This window comes from Colwellia sp. (genome assembly GCF_013215345.1).
Taxonomy (GTDB): domain Bacteria; phylum Pseudomonadota; class Gammaproteobacteria; order Enterobacterales; family Alteromonadaceae; genus Colwellia.
This window is the reverse complement of sequence record NZ_JABSOV010000038.1, coordinates 16,576-34,335: the sequence shown is the minus strand read 5'-3', so window position 1 is coordinate 34,335 and position 17,760 is coordinate 16,576. Positions and strand designations below refer to the sequence as shown.

General features: G+C 38.9%; 20 protein-coding genes. 10 read left to right on the top strand and 10 right to left on the bottom strand.

Annotated features, from left to right (window positions below; all coding sequences use genetic code 11):
* The 6 genes from HRT50_RS07970 to HRT50_RS07945 all read right to left on the bottom strand — a co-directional run.
* A partial coding sequence (locus HRT50_RS07970) for a LysR family transcriptional regulator (protein WP_291613171.1) occupies positions 1-252 on the bottom strand: 252 nt, incomplete at its 3' end.
* A 60-nt stretch (positions 253-312) separates the two neighbouring features.
* Entirely contained in the window at positions 313-930 is a 618-nt protein-coding gene (locus tag HRT50_RS07965; protein ID WP_291613169.1) for a LysE family translocator, read from the bottom strand.
* 308 nt (positions 931-1,238) lie between these two features.
* Positions 1,239-1,364: a hypothetical protein gene (locus HRT50_RS07960; RefSeq protein WP_291613167.1), complete on the bottom strand. Its 126-nt coding sequence runs from the start codon at positions 1,362-1,364 to the stop codon at positions 1,239-1,241.
* A gap of 255 nt (positions 1,365-1,619) precedes the next feature.
* Positions 1,620-3,119 (bottom strand): Na+/H+ antiporter NhaC family protein, encoded by a 1,500-nt coding sequence (locus tag HRT50_RS07955; protein WP_291613165.1) that lies wholly within the window; start codon positions 3,117-3,119, stop codon positions 1,620-1,622.
* Positions 3,120-3,354: 235 nt separating this feature from the next.
* Positions 3,355-3,546 carry a hypothetical protein gene (locus tag HRT50_RS07950; RefSeq protein WP_291613163.1) on the bottom strand — a complete coding sequence of 64 codons (192 nt, stop codon included), beginning with the start codon at positions 3,544-3,546 and terminating at the stop codon, positions 3,355-3,357.
* A 342-nt stretch (positions 3,547-3,888) separates the two neighbouring features.
* Positions 3,889-5,433 (bottom strand): peptidoglycan DD-metalloendopeptidase family protein, encoded by a 1,545-nt coding sequence (locus tag HRT50_RS07945; RefSeq protein ID WP_291613161.1) that lies wholly within the window; start codon positions 5,431-5,433, stop codon positions 3,889-3,891.
* Positions 5,434-5,762: 329 nt separating this feature from the next.
* Between HRT50_RS07945 and tyrS the strand changes: the two genes are divergently transcribed.
* The 5 genes from tyrS (at position 5,763) to HRT50_RS07920 (ending at position 11,302) form a co-directional block, all read left to right on the top strand.
* Entirely contained in the window at positions 5,763-6,962 is a 1,200-nt protein-coding gene (tyrS, locus tag HRT50_RS07940; RefSeq protein WP_291613158.1) for a tyrosine--tRNA ligase, read from the top strand.
* Positions 6,963-7,608: 646 nt separating this feature from the next.
* Positions 7,609-9,012, top strand: coding sequence for a nitrous oxide reductase family maturation protein NosD (locus HRT50_RS07935; RefSeq protein ID WP_291613156.1), 1,404 nt, complete (start codon positions 7,609-7,611; stop codon positions 9,010-9,012).
* 3 nt (positions 9,013-9,015) lie between these two features.
* The gene (locus tag HRT50_RS07930; protein ID WP_291613154.1) at positions 9,016-9,984 is read left to right on the top strand and encodes an ABC transporter ATP-binding protein; all 969 of its coding nucleotides are present in this window, start codon (positions 9,016-9,018) and stop codon (positions 9,982-9,984) included.
* Positions 9,981-10,799 carry an ABC transporter permease subunit gene (locus HRT50_RS07925; protein WP_291613152.1) on the top strand — a complete coding sequence of 273 codons (819 nt, stop codon included), beginning with the start codon at positions 9,981-9,983 and terminating at the stop codon, positions 10,797-10,799. Before HRT50_RS07930 ends, HRT50_RS07925 begins: the two co-directional genes overlap by 4 nt.
* Positions 10,799-11,302 (top strand): nitrous oxide reductase accessory protein NosL, encoded by a 504-nt coding sequence (locus HRT50_RS07920; protein WP_291613150.1) that lies wholly within the window; start codon positions 10,799-10,801, stop codon positions 11,300-11,302. The genes HRT50_RS07925 and HRT50_RS07920 overlap by 1 nt, the downstream gene beginning before the upstream one ends.
* 279 nt (positions 11,303-11,581) lie before the next feature.
* Here HRT50_RS07920 and HRT50_RS07915 read toward each other — a convergent pair whose 3' ends face one another.
* On the bottom strand, positions 11,582-12,466 hold the full coding sequence (locus HRT50_RS07915) for a TraB/GumN family protein (protein ID WP_291613148.1): 885 nt from the start codon (positions 12,464-12,466) through the stop codon (positions 11,582-11,584).
* Between the two features lie 249 nt (positions 12,467-12,715).
* Between HRT50_RS07915 and HRT50_RS07910 the strand changes: the two genes are divergently transcribed.
* From HRT50_RS07910 to HRT50_RS07890, 5 genes are all read left to right on the top strand, one after another.
* The gene (locus HRT50_RS07910) at positions 12,716-13,288 is read left to right on the top strand and encodes a DUF4136 domain-containing protein (protein ID WP_291613146.1); all 573 of its coding nucleotides are present in this window, start codon (positions 12,716-12,718) and stop codon (positions 13,286-13,288) included.
* A gap of 101 nt (positions 13,289-13,389) precedes the next feature.
* Positions 13,390-13,713, top strand: a complete 324-nt coding sequence (locus HRT50_RS07905; protein WP_291613144.1) for a ribonuclease E inhibitor RraB — start codon at positions 13,390-13,392, stop codon at positions 13,711-13,713.
* Between the two features lie 23 nt (positions 13,714-13,736).
* Positions 13,737-14,393, top strand: coding sequence for a lysophospholipid acyltransferase family protein (locus tag HRT50_RS07900; protein WP_291613142.1), 657 nt, complete (start codon positions 13,737-13,739; stop codon positions 14,391-14,393).
* 297 nt (positions 14,394-14,690) lie between these two features.
* The gene (locus tag HRT50_RS07895; protein ID WP_291613140.1) at positions 14,691-14,870 is read left to right on the top strand and encodes a hypothetical protein; all 180 of its coding nucleotides are present in this window, start codon (positions 14,691-14,693) and stop codon (positions 14,868-14,870) included.
* The gene (locus HRT50_RS07890; protein ID WP_291613136.1) at positions 14,815-15,261 is read left to right on the top strand and encodes an outer membrane beta-barrel protein; all 447 of its coding nucleotides are present in this window, start codon (positions 14,815-14,817) and stop codon (positions 15,259-15,261) included. Before HRT50_RS07895 ends, HRT50_RS07890 begins: the two co-directional genes overlap by 56 nt.
* Before the next feature lie 60 nt (positions 15,262-15,321).
* Here the strand turns inward: HRT50_RS07890 and HRT50_RS07885 are convergent, their stop codons facing one another.
* The 3 genes from HRT50_RS07885 to mtnN are packed head-to-tail and all read right to left on the bottom strand — an operon-like array spanning position 15,322 to position 17,735.
* Positions 15,322-15,972 (bottom strand): trimeric intracellular cation channel family protein, encoded by a 651-nt coding sequence (locus tag HRT50_RS07885; protein ID WP_291613134.1) that lies wholly within the window; start codon positions 15,970-15,972, stop codon positions 15,322-15,324.
* A 24-nt stretch (positions 15,973-15,996) separates the two neighbouring features.
* Positions 15,997-16,962, bottom strand: coding sequence for a cobalamin biosynthesis protein (locus tag HRT50_RS07880; RefSeq protein ID WP_291613132.1), 966 nt, complete (start codon positions 16,960-16,962; stop codon positions 15,997-15,999).
* A 47-nt stretch (positions 16,963-17,009) separates the two neighbouring features.
* Positions 17,010-17,735 carry a 5'-methylthioadenosine/S-adenosylhomocysteine nucleosidase gene (mtnN, locus tag HRT50_RS07875; protein WP_291613130.1) on the bottom strand — a complete coding sequence of 242 codons (726 nt, stop codon included), beginning with the start codon at positions 17,733-17,735 and terminating at the stop codon, positions 17,010-17,012.
* Positions 17,736-17,760 lie beyond the last annotated feature (25 nt).

Here is a 17,760-nt window from a genome sequence, read left to right as displayed (position 1 = left end):
TTTGGCACAAGACTCAAATTCACCGGCAGCCTGTAACACCTTACGTGCTTCTTTTACGAGCTGCTCCCCTGCCGGCGTTAACATAACATTGCGGCGATGACGTTCGACCAACTGTAAACCTAATTGTTGCTCTAACTTCATTAACTGCCCACTTAAGGTCGGCTGACTAACAAAACAAGCTTGCGCTGCTTTACCAAAGTGCTTGTGTGTATCTATGGCAGTTAAATATTCTAAATCGCGCAACTTAATCATAGTTAGAGTCTATCAATTAATAATAAAACGTAGTGATAGGCTATGGTAATGCAATGAAAGCTAGCCAAGTGCTAACCAAATACCGACGCCAATCATTAAACTACCGGCAATACGATTCATCCACTTAATGTTGTCACCACTACTTAAGAATATGCGCAAGCTTTTACCACCAGTGGCATAGGCCATCATGCTAGTAAACTCTGTAACCATGATAACGCCGAGCAATACCATAAGTTGCGGTGCTACATCACGCTCAACACTAATGAAAGGCGGCAATAGAGAGATCATAAATGCCCAGCCTTTTGGGTTGGCTATGGCAGTAACTAAGCCTTGCGAGAATAACGATTGGCGACTGACATCGCTTAGTTCACTTTCGCCCACCGACATTTTACCTTTGGCCCGCCACATATTAATGCCTATATAGGCTAAATAAGCACCACCAAGCCATTTTAATACTTCAAATACATCAGGGTAATTGAGCATAATACTGGCAACGCCAAGTACGGCGGCAATGGCAACAATAGCGACACCAATGAGTTCTCCAATCATCATCCACATAGTACGACGTACACCAATACTCATGCCTAGCGTCATAGCCAGCGTCATGCACATACCCGGTGTTATTGAGACAAAAAAGAATGTTGGAATAAAGACCGCAAGCACAGCTAAATCTGGCATTAAATTTACCTTCAGTTTTGATTTAAGTTTGAAAGACAGAGATTCGCTGACACTTTAACAAAAAATCGTGGCATGGATTAGATATTAACGATGAAATAGTAGCTAAAAAAGCTTAAATGCAGGCTAGCTAAAGGTTAACTATGTAATTGGAATATATCTTGTTTCGATATGTTTTATCGCGGTTCATTTTATTGGGGTAAAAGTACCGGATAACTTTAAAGAGAATAGCGTTATAAAGGGGAATTAATGAGGTTAATCATCATTACTGCAAGGAGCTAATTTGCCCCTACAGTAAAACTGATTGTTGCTTAACGCAACATAGTAAACCAGCCCATAAGCATTGGTAGTAATGGCATAGCAACCATCGCCACAATAATCATTACTATATTTACGGCTGAGGTAGTATCTTTAAAGTCTTCTTCGTGGTGTGTCATGGTCTAGTATCCTGTACAACAAGTCATCAACTAAAAATAAGGCGCGCATTTTATCCGATATTGTTAATTATATACAGAAAAACTTGATCTAGATCAAAGGAATAATATTAAATGATAAAAATGGATAAGGTTTTTATTATTATTTAATACTAATTAATTTGCAATAAAGTGAGCGAGTGTAAAACTCACTCACTTTAAGCAGGATAATTTTATTTATTAATATTAATCAATCGATTAACTATGAGCAATACTCAGCTAAATCATAACAATGCTGGCAATGATATAAGCCACTAAAGTTACCGCTCCACCAAATAGTGCGTAAGGCATTTGAGTTTTAACATGTTCAAGTAAATCACAGCCTGAAGCAATAGCCGAAACAGCCGTGGTATCAGAAATGGGCGAACAATGATCACCAAAGATTCCACCACCTAAAATCGCAGCAATAACCAATGATGGCGGTAACCCGAGTGCTTGAATAAGTGGCACACCAATAGGGATTAATATAGCAAAAGTCCCCCAAGAGGTGCCGGTACTAAATGAAATAACCGCGCCGGCTAAAAACAACATTGGTACCACTAAAACTAAAGGTAAATGTTCACCAACTATACCGGCAATAAAGAAGCCAGTTCCTAGCTCTTTTAAGCTTGCTCCAAGGGTTAAAGACATAAGTACTATGGTCACTAATGGCAATAGTTCTGCAATACCTTTAAAACCTATATCAACTAGCTCTTTATGTTCAAAGCGTTTATAAAAACGCAATAAAAAGTAACTAACTGCCAGCGCTAAACAAGTAGCATAAAGTACGGATTTACTGCCGCTACCTTGGGTGATATCACCATTACCACTCCAATACATAAAGAAGAACATACCCAAGATCATGCTCATTAATGGCACTAACATAAAGCGTGCCTTAGTAGCAGGTACCATGCTTTCTGCTAAAATATCTTTTGTTAAAGTGCCCTGAATAAGCGTTTCTCGGTTAGCGGTATTTTGGCTAACTGTTGCTGGTGATGCTATTGCTTGCTCTTGCTGGCCTGTTTGCTCTACTACTTGCTGGTTAGGTGAGTTATCTGCGGTAAGTGCTAATTCTGTCGCTTTAAGCGGACCATGTACTCTATCGGTGACAACCGTATAAACCACCATAAGCAAAGCGATAATGGCATAGAAATTAAAAGCAACCGAGCCCCATAAAATAGAGACTGACGATTCCCCTAAATCATAGTTATTCAATAGCGCTAGCACATAGGCGCCCCAGCCGTTAAGTAGTACTAAGATGCATACCGGAGCACTAGTACTATCAATAATATAGGCTAAACGCGCTCGGCTCATTTTAAATTTATCAAATAAGTCGCGCGATAAAATACCTGCGGTTAGTACACTCAGGTTGGATTCAATAAAAATTACCATGCCAGTGAACATGGTTAAACCGCCCACCTGCCTTTTACTCTTGGCAATACCTTTACTTACTAACTTATCTACAGTGGCAGTAACACCGCCTGAGTCTCGGATATAAGCTAATAAAGCGCCAATAAGTAAGCTGAAAATCAATATACGGGCATTACCGCCTGAGCTAACGACACTAATGATGCGTTCAATAAAACCAATGAAAGCATAAAATATTGCATTGCTATGATTTTGGGAGGCTAATAACAACTCTGCGGTGAACACGGCAGACAACAAGGCAAGAATGACTTCTTTTTTCCAAATAACAATAATAATTGCCACCAAAGGAGGCAGCACAGACAACCATTCCATAAAAAACCTTATACCTGAGTTTTGAAAATTAAAAACAACGCAGGCAGTGTGTCAAATAGCTAATACCAAATCAAGTAAGTTTGTTACAACTCAGAGCTTGTCAGCGGTTTGAGAACAAATAGAATTCTTTATCTATAGTCATTCAATATATTCACCAGGTAATAATAAAAAACCCGATAAAGTGTAAACTTATCGGGTTTATGATTACTAATTGAATAATAAATTTTAAAGTAAATTAGTAGTAATCATCTTTTTTATTGTGTGCTTGTGGATCTTCAATAATATCGCTGATGTTGACTTCAAAATTATTATTATTATTACAATCAACCATATAAATGGTATGTGTTGAGCCATCAACCCAAGTAACTGTACCACTGCCTTTTTTACTGCCACATTTCATACCAATATGAATGTCTTTAAATTCCATAAGCCCTCCTCGACGCTAGCTAACCAAGGTGTGTTGAGTTAGAGTTCGCCACAACTAACAAGTTCATTTTTTGAACACTTAAACTTTAAGTATAGTGACGAAGTGATGAAATGCTAGTGCCTAAATTGCAAAGTTAGCAAGGGGATGGTCAATTTTGACTATAGGCTAATAATTACTAAAAGAATTTATCAAAGATAATATATTAATAATTTAGGGGGAAAATTCATTACCTAAAGTGCAGGCTGCACTTGCGCCAGCTACCGCCGGAATATTACTGTTCAGTTGATGTTCAAAAGCATAAGCAAGCCAATATACGATTTCCCTCGCCCGGTATTTTCTTTACTAATCATTAGTCGCTAGTTCACTGGCTTGGCTTGAAGGCTGTGTTGAAAGTAAAGCATTCTTAGCACCTGAAAGTGCCTCAAGTCGCTGACTTGCTAATAAGATGAACTTAGCTTTGTATTTCTTCGCAATAGGTCTAGCATCCGGTAACTTAACAGTACGTGGATTTCGATGTACGCCATTAAGTAAAAATTCATAATGTAAATGGGGCCCTGCAGCAAGACCCGTTGCACCCACATAACCAATCACTTGCCCTTGTTTTACCCGTTGTCCTTTTTTCACTGCTGCCCGTTTATAAAAGTGCAGGTACTTAGTGACTATGCCATTACCATGCTGAATAAACACATAATAACCATTGTACTTACTATAACCCGCATGGGTTACCTTACCATTACCCGCGGCAACCACTGGTGTACCTTTTTTCGCCGCGTAATCTATTCCTTTATGGGCTTTCCAGCGTTTTTGCACCGGGTGAAAACGTTTAGGTTTAAAGCTAGAACTGATGTATTTAAAATTCACAGGAGCACGTAGAAAGGCTTTACGCATGCTTCTGCCATCAGGGCTGTAATACTCGTCATCAGAGAAACGAATCGCTTGAAATACTTCGCCTTGGTTGGTTATCTCTGCCGCTAAAATATTACCGGTACCAATATATTCACCTTCGACATATTTTTTCTCGAAAGTAACATGAAAACTATCACCTTCACGTATGTCCAAACCAAAATCTATATCCCAACCAAAAATATTAGCAAAATTAATAATTTGGCTATCATTCAATCCTGCAGTTACGCCAGCATTCCAAAAACTCGAGTTGATGGTGCCGTAGCTAAAACTTTCCCGTATTTCTACTTGCTTAGTCTCTCGATAGGATTGGTAACTATCGCCGACTAAATTAATAAATAATGTATCCGTTTTAGAAAGTGGATATTCAAGCGCCGCCAACTGCTGCTCTTCATTGCTGGCTACACGTAATTTATCACCGACATTAAGCCTTTTTAATAATTTACTGTCTTTACCTTTAGCAGTACTCACCGCATAGGTTGTTTGCGCGCTAAAGCCTAAGCGTTTTAATATCAAGGCTAATGAGTCACCACTACGCACTTGCACCGTTTGCCAGCTTAAATTGGCAAGTTCTTCTAAAGAGTCTTGTACTTTCACTTTACGCTGTAATTTACCGCTCGCTAAGCTGCCATCTTGTTGCGTACTTTGGTTTTTAGCTAATGAAGGCAGTTGCCCTGTAGCAATATTTTTGGTGGCTTTAGTTGTACTGCGTTGGGGTAAGGCACTGTGTCTTGGCACTGAACCTGCTGGTACTATATCTTCAGGAAGTGCCAGCTGAATACGCTTTCCTACTTGGATATTTTCACCTTGCTCATTATCATCACTGGAAGGCAGTATCAGCAACAGCAGTAAAAAACCACTACTAGCGATAATTATCGAACGATGTAACTTGGGTAGGTTTTGGAATATTTCTAATAATTTTTTTAACAAAGTACGACTCAAAACTTTCATAGCGGGAAAAGGATAAATGCAAAGCAAATTCATATATTCTACTGACTATATCAAAACTACAGAAAAAATACCGCTATAACTCACCGCAATACATTTTGAATATCAAAACAGCATTATTGAACAACTAAGGGTTCAGTGATTGCAACTTTACTGACAAAATCAGTCATTCTTTACTAAAAAAGCCATTATAAGGTTTTATCCCACTGGCAAAGTGCAGTAGAATTCGATCATTAAATAATCTTTACCTAGTCAATATAACCACTCGATTATCAAAGGTGCTGCGCCTTATTTTCAGTGCAACAACTCAGTAGTTATCACTTATTAATAGACTAAGTACCTAAAGCCAGTCAGTGGAGTCTTAAATGACCGATGTTAACCAAGCATTTGCCGAAATAAAACGCGGCGCAGAAGAAATATTAGTAGAAGAAGAATTATTAGCAAAACTTAAAACAGGTAAGCGACTAAAAATTAAAGCTGGCTTTGATCCAACGGCGCCTGACTTGCATTTAGGTCATACTGTGCTCATTAATAAACTGAGAACTTTCCAAGAACTTGGTCATGAAGTTATTTTCTTGATTGGTGACTTCACTGGCATGATTGGCGATCCCACCGGTAAAAATGTTACCCGTAAAGCGTTAACCAAAGAAGATGTTTTAGCCAACGCTGAAACTTATAAAGAGCAAGTATTTAAGATCCTCGATCCTGCCAAAACCACAGTAGCCTTTAACTCTACTTGGATGGATAAATTAGGTGCTGCTGGCATGTTAAAACTTGCCTCTCGCCAAACCGTTGCTCGTATGATGGAACGTGACGACTTTAAAAAGCGTTACGCCAATGGTCAAGCGATTGCCATTCATGAGTTTATGTACCCGTTAGTGCAAGGCTGGGATTCAGTTGCTTTAGAAGCAGATGTTGAGCTAGGTGGTACCGATCAAAAATTCAACTTATTAATGGGTCGTGAATTACAAAAATCTGAAGGTCAACGTCCACAGACAGTATTAATGATGCCATTACTTGAAGGTTTAGACGGTGTACAAAAAATGTCTAAATCATTAGGTAACTACATTGGTATTACTGATAGTCCAACCGATATGTTTGGCAAGATCATGTCGATTTCTGATGTGTTAATGTGGCGCTATTACGAATTATTGAGCTTTAAGCCACTTAGCGAAATTGAAGGCTATAAAACCGATATTGAAAACGGTAAAAATCCTCGTGATGTTAAAATCGATTTAGCGAAAGAATTAATTGCCCGTTTTCACGATGAAGCGGCAGCACAAGCTGCTCATGATGAATTTATCAATCGCTTCCAAAAAGGCGCTTTACCTGATGACATGCCTGAGTTAGAGATTAAAACTGAAAGCGGTGAAATTGCTATCGCTAACTTACTTAAAGACGCAGGCTTAGTAGGTAGTACTTCAGATGCTTATAGAATGATCAAGCAAGGCGCGGCTAAAATTGATAGCGAAAAAGTTACCGAAAAAAGCTTAGTTATTAAAGCAGGCACTACTGCGGTTTACCAAGTTGGTAAACGTAAGTTTGCTCGTATCACGGTAAGTTAAGCAGACAACTGCTCTCATTCATCAGCAATAAGCCAGTCCTTAATCTAAAAAGCCAGTAACTGTGTTACTGGCTTTTTTGTATCTGAAAACCAGCAAAATTGATTCTGTCACGCAGCGGTACTAGTAAGGATGAAAAATGTGTGGTGAATATTTCCATCAAATAACGTTATAACGCACAAAGTGGTGACTATAATCACCAAAAAAAATTGTAAATACGATGAAATCCAATAGACAATTAAAATAACAGCTTAAATTATCTATTGGTAAAGTTTAACCGTCCTATCTATACATTTACATGCGCATAAAATCGCTAGCCGTATATTGCCAACGCTACCAGCCAGTTAAAACCAATAATGCACTAATTACCCAGTAAATTCATCATAATTCCCGAAGTTACTGATCGGACGTGGTATGGATGCCACTTATTATAGAATTCATGATGCACACTCTCCTGAATCCATAAATCCCGTCATTCAGGTTGTTTCTTAAGCCTGAGGCTTATCTTTAATATATAAAATGCCGGTTTTTTTATTCGAATTCCATAAAAATAATTACAAGTTAACGACAAGTAATTTAATCAAGATCAATGGATTTTCAGCTAATAATGTTATTCTGCGCTTAGTTACCCTTTTAAAGATTTACCGCTGTGCTTTTTTTCACAAAAACACTTACCGTAATGTTAGTTTTAGCCTGTTTTTACAGTCAACAATTAAACGCGCAAGAAATACAAATATCTGCCAGTGATAACTTACAGCAGACTTTAGATAAAAGCCAAGATGGCGATGTTATTACCTTAGCTGCTGGCCAGTATTTAGGTAACTTCATTATTAGCAAACAAATCACCTTACGTGGCACCGGCATAACAGGCGAAGTCGCTCTTATTAATTCCCAAGGCAAGGGTCACGGTTTACGGCTAAAAAACTCTCACATCACCATAGAAAACCTCACCATTATCAATTGGGGCGATGACTTAACCGAGCAAAATTCAGGTATTTATTCTCACGATAAAGTTGATAATAAAAAAGTCCCAAATATAACTATAAAAAATAATATTTTAATTGGCGATGGTTTTGGTATCTGGCTTAATCAAGCCGACAATGCCACTGTCAGCCATAACCGCATTAAGGGTAATTTAACACTGCGCTCTGCTGATAGAGGCAACGGCATTCAAATCGCTAATGTTACCAATAGCCATGTTTTTCATAATGAAGTCAGTGAAACTCGCGATGGCGTTTATGTTATTTCTAGTCAAAATAATATTATCGAACAAAATACCATGCACCATTTACGCTACGGTATTCATTATATGTATTCTTACGATAATACTATCAAAGATAATACCGCCTACTCTACTCGCGCAGGTTACGCCTTGATGAGTTCACGTCGCTTAACTATTACCGGTAATACAACCACAGACAGTGAAGATTACGGATTTTTACTGAACTTTATTACCCAATCTACTTTTAGTCATAACCATATTAAAAATGTGTGGACTAAACCTGAAAACAAGGTGCTTGGCCGTGATGGTAAAGGTTTGTTTATTTATAACTCCGGCTACAACACGCTGAAATACAATATTATTGATACAGCAGAAATTGGTATTCACTTAACTGCTGGCTCAGAAAACATCAATATATACGGCAATAGCTTTATCAACAATCCCACCCAAGTGAAGTATGTTTCCAATAAGAAACAGGAATGGAGCAAAGATGGTCAAGGTAATTACTGGAGTAATTATTTAGGCTGGGATATGGATAATGATGGCATTGGCGATATTATTTTTGAGCCAAACGACGGTATAGATAAACTAGTGTGGCAGTATCCTGAAATGAAAATGATCATGGACAGCCCAGCTATTGTAATTTTACGTTGGGTGCAAAGACAATTTCCGGTATTAAAACCGCCAGGCATTAAAGACAGCTTCCCGTTGATGAGTGCACCCCGTTTATCTGCGAATCCGCACGCAGCTGCAACGCTTGCCCTTGCCACACCTGTTTTGACAATAAGTCACACCGCGCAGTCGACAACTAGCGTAAGTTTGAAGGAATAATTTATGAATACGCCACTAGTATCACTAATAGATGCGGGTAAAAGCTATCAAGATCTCGACGCTTTAAAATCGGTGACCATGTACCTAAATCAAGGTGAAGTGATGGGTTTATTTGGCCATAACGGCGCAGGTAAAACCACCATGATGAAACTCATTCTTGGCGTTATTTCGCCAAGTCGCGGCAAGGTTGAAGTTATGGGCATGGCGCCTGATTCAAAAGCAGCGTGGCATAGCCGTACTAAAGTCGGTTACTTACCTGAAAACGTCAGTTTTTATGAGCAACTCACTGGCTTAGAAGTATTAAGCTATTTTGCCAAGCTAAAGGGCTTTACTAAGGGCAGAGCTAAAAAACAAGCCATTGATTTACTTGAGCAAGTGGGTATTACTCATGCAATGAAGCGACCAGTAAAAACTTATTCAAAAGGAATGCGTCAGCGACTTGGTTTAGCACAAGCCTTTATTGGCGAGCCAAAATTATTATTACTTGATGAACCCACAGTTGGCTTAGATCCAATGGCGACTCGCGACTTTTATCAAACCGTTGATCAATTAAAATCGAATGGCTCTAGTATCATATTATGCTCCCATGTTTTACCTGGTGTTGAACAACATATTGATCGCGCAATGATTTTATCAACTGGACAGTTATTAGCGATGGGCACGTTAGCTGAATTGCGCCAGCAAGCCGCCTTACCGGTTGCCATTAAACCGTCGGGTCTTAACGGCTCATTAGCAAACGACAGTAGACTCAATGGCTTTTTAACCGCTAACTGCCCAGAGACATTATTAGTGCCTGAACAAGAAAAGCTTAGTGTATTAAGACAGTTACTTAGCCATGAAGGTTTAGATGACTTGCATGTTGAAGCAGCCAATTTAGAGCAAGTTTATCAGCACTTTCTATCTTTACATGAGAAGCAGCATGAGCTTTCTTTACATGGGAAACAAGATGAAAGCGGGGAGAGAAAATCATGAGACAAATATTAACCGTTGCCAATAAAGAGTTTCATGATGGTTTAAGAAATCGTTGGTTAATTTCTATCACGCTTATTTTTGCTTTACTCTCTATTGGTTTAACTTACTTTGGTGCCGCAGCTTCTGGTGCCGTAGGCGTAGCTTCACTGTCAACCACAGTAGCTAGTTTAGCCAGTTTAGCTGTTTTTCTTATTCCTTTAATTGCCTTGCTGCTCAGTTATGATAGTTTTGTTGGTGAACAAGAAAGTGGCACCTTATTGCTCCTACTGACCTACCCGATAAGCAAAAGCCAGTTATTACTGGGTAAGTTTATCGGCCAAGGCAGTATTATCGCGCTAGCTACTGTATTGGGTTTTGGCTCATCGGCAGTATTACTGTATTTCCAACTCGGTGATATTGAAGTATTAACTAGCTTCTCTATTTTTATCTTTAGCGCGATTCTATTGGGCTTAAGCTTTACCGCAATTTCTTATTTAATTAGTTTATCGGTCAGTGAAAAATCAAAAGCGGCAGGTTTTGCCCTTATTACTTGGTTTTTATTTGCCCTTGCCTTTGATTTAGCCTTATTAGCATTATTAGTTGGTGTTGAGGACGGCATTAGCCAGAACGGCTTAACGCAATTAATGATGCTTAATCCTGCAGATATATTCCGCTTAGTGAATCTTTCCGGACTTGATAGCAGTGATGTTAACGGCGCCCTCGCTGTTGCCATTAACGCCAGCCTATCGCAAGCACAATTATTCACCGCTTTAATAGCTTGGGTTGCTTTACCCTTAACCATTGCCATATTTATCTTTAAAAGGAAAACACTTTAATGTCTCATTTCATAAAAGCCGCACTAATTTTATGTTTACTGTTAACCGCTAGTGCTTGCTCTGACAATGCAGCACAACAAGCCGTTATTCATAAAGCTGTAGCCATGGAAAGCGGTGATGAGTGTCATTTATGTGGCATGTTAATTACCCATTTTGATGGCCCTAAAGGTGAAATATTTCGTAAAGAGCAAGGCGGAAAGGTATTTAAATTCTGTTCAACCCGTGACATGTTTAGCTATTATTTAGATCCAGAAAATACCCGTAATGTTAGCCAAATACTAGTGCATGATATGAGTAAAATGCCTTGGGGCAGTGATAGCATTGATGATAAATATTTTATTGATGCTAAGCAGGCTTGGTTTGTTACTGGCTCGGAAAAAACCGGCGCGATGGGTAAAACTTTAGCCAGTTTTAGTTTACAAACTGATGCCCAAGCTTTTGCCAAAGAATTTGGCGGTAAAGTGCTTAGCTTTAAGGATATTAATCAAGACAGTCTTTGGTAAATATCAATGATGTTACTTGCTGACTTGATTTAGCTCAGGCCAGCAAGCTTACATATTATTTCATGGTTCTGTAGCTAATTCAGGGGTTAGCTATAATAGTCATCTTCGAGGTTTCTGATCGAAGATCCACAACCACTTAGACACTGGATCCAGGACAATAAGCTCCATGCATTGTCTAATAAGTACCATCCATGGCACGTCCGATTAAAATACCACGGGGATGACGAACCTGAGCCATATACAAAGGCACGTATTATTTTTACTACTGTTCATCAAAAATTATAACTTCTCTACGCGATAGCCTTTAGCTTTCAATAAGGCTAACACACTTTTATCCCCAGCCAGATGTGCGACGCCCACTAAAACAAATTCTTTATCGCTGCTGTTACCATTGCCTGCAAACATGCGTTCAATATGTGGCAGCCAGTTTTTATTCCTATCGGTCAGTAGGGACTTGATGGTTTTAGGATCATCCTTCATCGGCTCAATAGCCAGCGTGTTTAATCGCTGTTCGTCACCTTTACGCCATGCTGTAAGTAAATCAGTAAACATGCTTTTAAAGTCTTTCATTTGTTCAAGGTTCGACTTGATGAACTTCTCTTCATTACCCTTGCCCATGTCGGCAATCATATTCATTTGAAATTCTACTGTTTCAAAATATGCTATTTGTTTATTATCTCGTGTCGCCTTTTTACTATAAAAAATATCAATACCTTCTCCTGACAAGCCTGCTCGCTGAGCCTCTAACAAAGCTAACATTGTTACCAGAAAACCAGGTTTAAAGCGTTCAAACATCATTGAATCAGCACCTAGGCTGGCAATATGTTGACTGAGGTTTTGTTTGGTTTTAGCAGATAAAAAATCACCAATGGTTTTACCCTTTCCATAAGCCATTTGCTGCATCATCTTCATTTGAAAAGCGCTATCGCTAGCATCAGGTAACTTAGTTTCTAACACTATGCTATCGCTTTGTTTATACGCCTGCTCAAATTCGACCGGCAGTGGAAATTCTGATGCCGGTAAAATATGCACTGTGCCGCCAATGAAAATATGATCATTGCCTTTACTTACTTTCCACACCGATGACTCTGCTAAAGCGGATAACGAGACCAAACTCGTTAAGGTGAATAATGTGCCTATGAATAACTGCTTACTACTTATCATTATGTAAATATCCTTATTTTTACTAGAGAAAATGAATAACTCATGTTTAGGGTCTGTTGAACTTGGACTCTTTTATAACTTATCCCTACTAAGCCTGCAAATTCCTGTTGCGTTTAAACCCTGTTGGGCCGTTAACAGCCACTGCAGTTAATCGCTAAGTAATTAATAGCTGATTAAAGGTTTATCTGTTCAAACCTTAGTGCAGTTGTTAGTCTAAGACTTCACTCTTTACTGTATTATGACCCTATATTGAAAAATTTTATTACCACTATAATGTCGCCGATAAAGCTATTACTAATGTGTTTGTTAGTGGTCAGCGTATCTGGCTGTAGTTCGATGAAAAATCCAGTAATTTATTATAATAATTTTGATTTTTCCAAGGTTAAAACTTACAGTTTCTATAGCAGTGGTTCTAAATTTTTTGATAGCCAAAACTTACCGCACTTCCAGCGTAGTGGCATTGAACTCGCCATTGAAAAAAGCCTAGACGCACAAGACTTTCACTATAGTGAACTCGACAGTGCCGACATTATTGTCACCTATCACCTAGTCAAAAAGCAGTCGAAAGATTACCTAAATTACAATAAAGCTGTATTATTCTGTGCTCATTGTCTTAGGGCCAATGCTTGGCAGCAAGACAATGGTGACTGGCAAGTGTATCGTGGTGGGCTAATTATTGATCTTGTCGATCCAAAGAAAAGTCGCTCGGTCTGGCGTAGTATTTATCCGCTAAAATTTAACGACAAAGATAATAGTAACGAGCTACACGAGAAAGTCATTGAAGCGGTTAATATCATGCTAACGCAGTACCCAGGAAAATAAAAAATCAGTGCTAATCATATTTATTTAGCCCGAGCCCTATTCAAGGCGATTTTCCCGCTTTATAATGCTCGCTTCCAATAGCATAACTATATTACTTTTATATGAACTTTCCAGATGATGAAACAGGCCAAGTATTAGCCGAAATGCAGCAAGCAGGTATCGACTTGAGTCAATCACATGACGTGGTATTCTTTCATTTGTTCGAACAAGAAAGCCAAGCACAAGCCATGGTTGAACATATAAAGGGGCACCTACCCACAGTTAAATGTAACTTACACCCTGATCAAACACCTAATGTTTGGGATGTAGATTGCACCGTGGTTATGACACCATCGCATGCAGCGATTGTTGAACAAGAAGCCGTCTTAGAAAAAATTGCCACCAGCTTATCCGGTTATAACGATGGTTGGGGGATTGAAGCCTAGTTTAGCGCTTCAGTATTAGATTCATGTTTGCCTTCTATTTAAAAAAATATTCCATGTATGTCGCTATAGCGGCACAGTCTGTCGCCTTGTCTTTGTCTAAGCGCCACGGCATAAAATTCAATCAATTACGTCGAATTTTCACTGGGCTGATTATCCGTAGTGTTGGTGCTCAAGTGAAGCTTATCGGTACTATCGATGCTGATACTGATATTTTAATTGTTAATCATCAAAGCATGTTAGACATCTTCTCCCTTGAAGAAGTGGTCGGCAATGATACTCGTTTTATAGGTCGCACCGGTATTATGGACAAGTGGCCAGTGTCTCGCATTGTCGATAGGGTTGGTCATATCACAGTTGATCAAAAAGATCGCCGCGCCATCATCACACTATTAAAAGACGTAAAAATTTGCCAAGGTAAAAAAGTGATCATTTTTCCAGAAGGCACACGCTCTCAATCAGGTAAAATTGAACCCTTTGAAGCTGGGGCAAAGTTATTAGTTGAGAAGCTAAAACTTAAAGCGCAACCAGTGGTCATTAAAAACATTTTAGATGTTTATAACGAGTCAAATAAAACCGCGACTTCAGGCACCATTGAAATAGAAGCTTTACCGGCAATTACCATTACAGACGGCTGGTATGAAAACATTCATCAACAAATGAATAAAGTATTCAATCAATAGCCTATTACATTGACTTTATTAGTCCGCAGATAAGTAATACACCCAGCTACCTGTCCTTTAATATGTCTAATAGAGCTAGAATTAGACATATTAAACACTCCCCTTCAATGCTATCGCTTCTCTCTAATTCACTTTTATGTTTGTATCTTTGCCTATAATCCAAGCTTATACCAATCGATAGCTAAAAACTTTACAGAAACTTACATTATTATTACATTTATCAAACGGTAATTTTAAGCACTTTTATTAATAATACTCTTAGTTTATTTTTATTAATATCTTGCATAGGACGCTACCATGAAGTTATCTCCCTTAATGACGGTCTGGTTACTTTCACTGTCTTTACTTAGTACATTTACCCATGCACAAGACCACCAGCATAGCTATGGCGTAACAATTGGTGCAGGTGGTGGTGACGGCTTTGCTCAAGCCTACCTTTTTTTACAACTATCAAGCCCTAGAGCACTTCTCAGTTGAAGTTGCTTATAATGCAGCTATAGAGTTTGATAGCTGGGAATGTGAAGAAAAATATGACGATAAGTGGACATGTGACACAAATAATAAACCCATGTTTGGTTTGCTCGCCACTGAGTTTGAATTGGATGGTTTTGTTGTCGCCATTAAAGGCCAAATTCCTATTTCACAACGTAATAGTTTATATGGAAAATTAGGCGCTCAATATTATGATTATTCATTTAGCCGTAACGGCTACACTGTTGAAAGTGAATATGGTACAGGTGTTTTATTCGAGGCTGGTTGGCAGTATCAATGGGATATGGGCATTGGCATGAACGTAGGTCTACGCTACCAAGATTTGGGCGATTTAACGCTAAAATCACAAAATATCGGTATCAGTTACGCTTTTTAATACTTCTGTTTTAGCTGAACAGGCAAAGGCTTAAGAATTAGACATCCGTCTTTATTCTCTCTATTTGCTTTTATCTTTACTGTTATCTTTATGCGGCTTTTCAATAATATGAAAAGCCGGTAAAGATACATGCCAATAAATAGCCGCTAAACGTAGAACTAGTGCAGCACTGATCGAAGTAATAATTGCGTTGGTATCAGACCAGTTCAGCCATTGTAAGAAGATAAATAAACCTCCACCTAGCATTGCTGCCAATGCGTATATCTCTTCGCGTAAGATCATCGGAATTACGTTACATAACACATCACGAATCATACCGCCGGCCACGCCAGTAATAGTTCCTAGCACTACAGCAACAGGGATCGGTGCGCCTAATACTAATGCCTTTTGTGTACCTAATACGGCAAACAAGGCTAAACCTAAAGCATCAGCAATTAATAAAAATCGTTTAGGAATGCGTTTCGGTTGCCTGATAAAGATGATGGTGAGTACAGCTGTCGCTAAAATAACATAGAGATAATAAGGCTTAACCACCCAAAATACCGGGGTTTGTAAGATAACATCGCGAATGGTACCACCACCTACTGCGGTAACGGAGGCCAATACTACCACTCCAAAAGGATCAAGTTGATAGCGACCAGCCATGAGCGCACCTGATAAAGAAAAAACAATAATGCCAAAAATATCTAAATAAAATAATAGTTCAGTCATGCAAATACCAATTTAACTTAAGGGTTATGCTGAAAAAAATATTTGTCCGCTTATCGCTAACAAAGTCAGTAAAAACAAACTGCTATAAAGGGAGAAATTCACCTTACGAGTCGCTTTAATAATATCTTGAGGTTCAGGTTGTTTGGCTAAGTCATTAAAGGCGATTTTTCTTAACTTTTCTGCTTGGTACATAGCGACACCACCCAACCTAACCGCCAATGAAAACGCATGCACACCAATAACAAAGTCATTATTGAGCTTAAAAAAGTGGCCACGCGTTAACCGCCAAGATAATGAAAGCCCTTGTCCTGATGAGCTCAGTAAAATTAATAAAGCCATCAACCGACTAGGCAGCCATTGGATTAACTGGATAAATAACTGACTAGATAAGCCAAAGTACTTAAATTTCGCCAGCTTAGTATTCCAACAATAATGCATTTCAAGTATTAATCGATAACTAAGCGCTGCTAATGGGCCAAAGACAATATAAACAAAGCTAACCACGTATATTTGCTGAACACAGCGTAACAGCTGCATTTCTATGGCCGCTTTACTCAAACCCACTGACGACAGTTGCTCGGTAGCTCTTAATAGCCAAGGCTTAAGTGTTTGCTTAGCTAAGTAACTCTGTTTGGCAACTAAGGCTTGGGCAAGCGCTTTATTTACCTGCCCGAGGTTAAGGCTCCCCAAGGCTAAATAAAGCAGTAAAGCTTGCCACAGGTAATCTACGGCAACAAAGTCAGCAAATAGCCATAAAATAATAACGATAGGCAGCAAGGTAACCAATAACGCCAGCAAACCCGCGAGGCTTTGTTGCTGGCTAGGCGCTGTGCTGTTATTAACTTTATTACCTAGCTGTAGACAATAAAACTGAAAGAAACGTAGTGGTTCATGGACAACAAAATGGCTTACCGTAGCTTTTATTACCAGCACAGCCATGAGGATTAACACATGGTAAGTAAACGGCATTAACTCGATAAGTCCTGTCATTTATTGTCTCGATTCATTACTTGGCCAATAAGAAAACAATCAATTATTTAACTGATTGTTTTACCTTGCAACTGCTCTAGCATATTTAGTACTAACTGCGATGAATTAACAGCTGCCGTTTCTAAGTACTCTTCAAAAGTATGTGGTGATTCTTTACCAGCAATATCTGACAATGAGCGAATAATAACAAAAGGGGTTTTAAGCTGTAAACATGCTTGTGCGATAGCAGCACCTTCCATTTCAACTGCAGCCATAGTGGGAAAATTAGCCCGTGCTTTAGCGACATCTTCTTCTTTAGTCATAAAGGTATCACCTGTGGTGATTAAACCAGTAATTGCCTGAATGTGTTGTTCATTTGACTGGTTTAATTGCTCAATACCTTTTTTAGCTGCTGCAACTAAGTCGTCATGTGGCATAAAAGCCGCAGGATTAGCAGGTAGTTGCCCTATTTCATAGCCGAATGCTGTAATGTCGACATCGTGATAACGTACTTCTGAACTGACGACAATATCGCCCACTTTCAATGTTTTATCGAAGCCACCAGCAGAGCCGGTATTAACCACGTAATCCACAGCAAAACGGTCAATCAATATTGCCGTGGCCAATGCCGCAGCAACCTTACCAATACCTGATTGCACAATAACAACATCACTGCCTGCTAACTGACCTTGATGAAAGGTATAGCCTGCATGTTCGGTTGATTTAGCATTGCTTAATTTGGCTTTTAAAATAGCAACTTCTGGCTCCATTGCGCCAATAATTCCTGCTTTCATGATAATTCCTAATTCTGTTTAATAA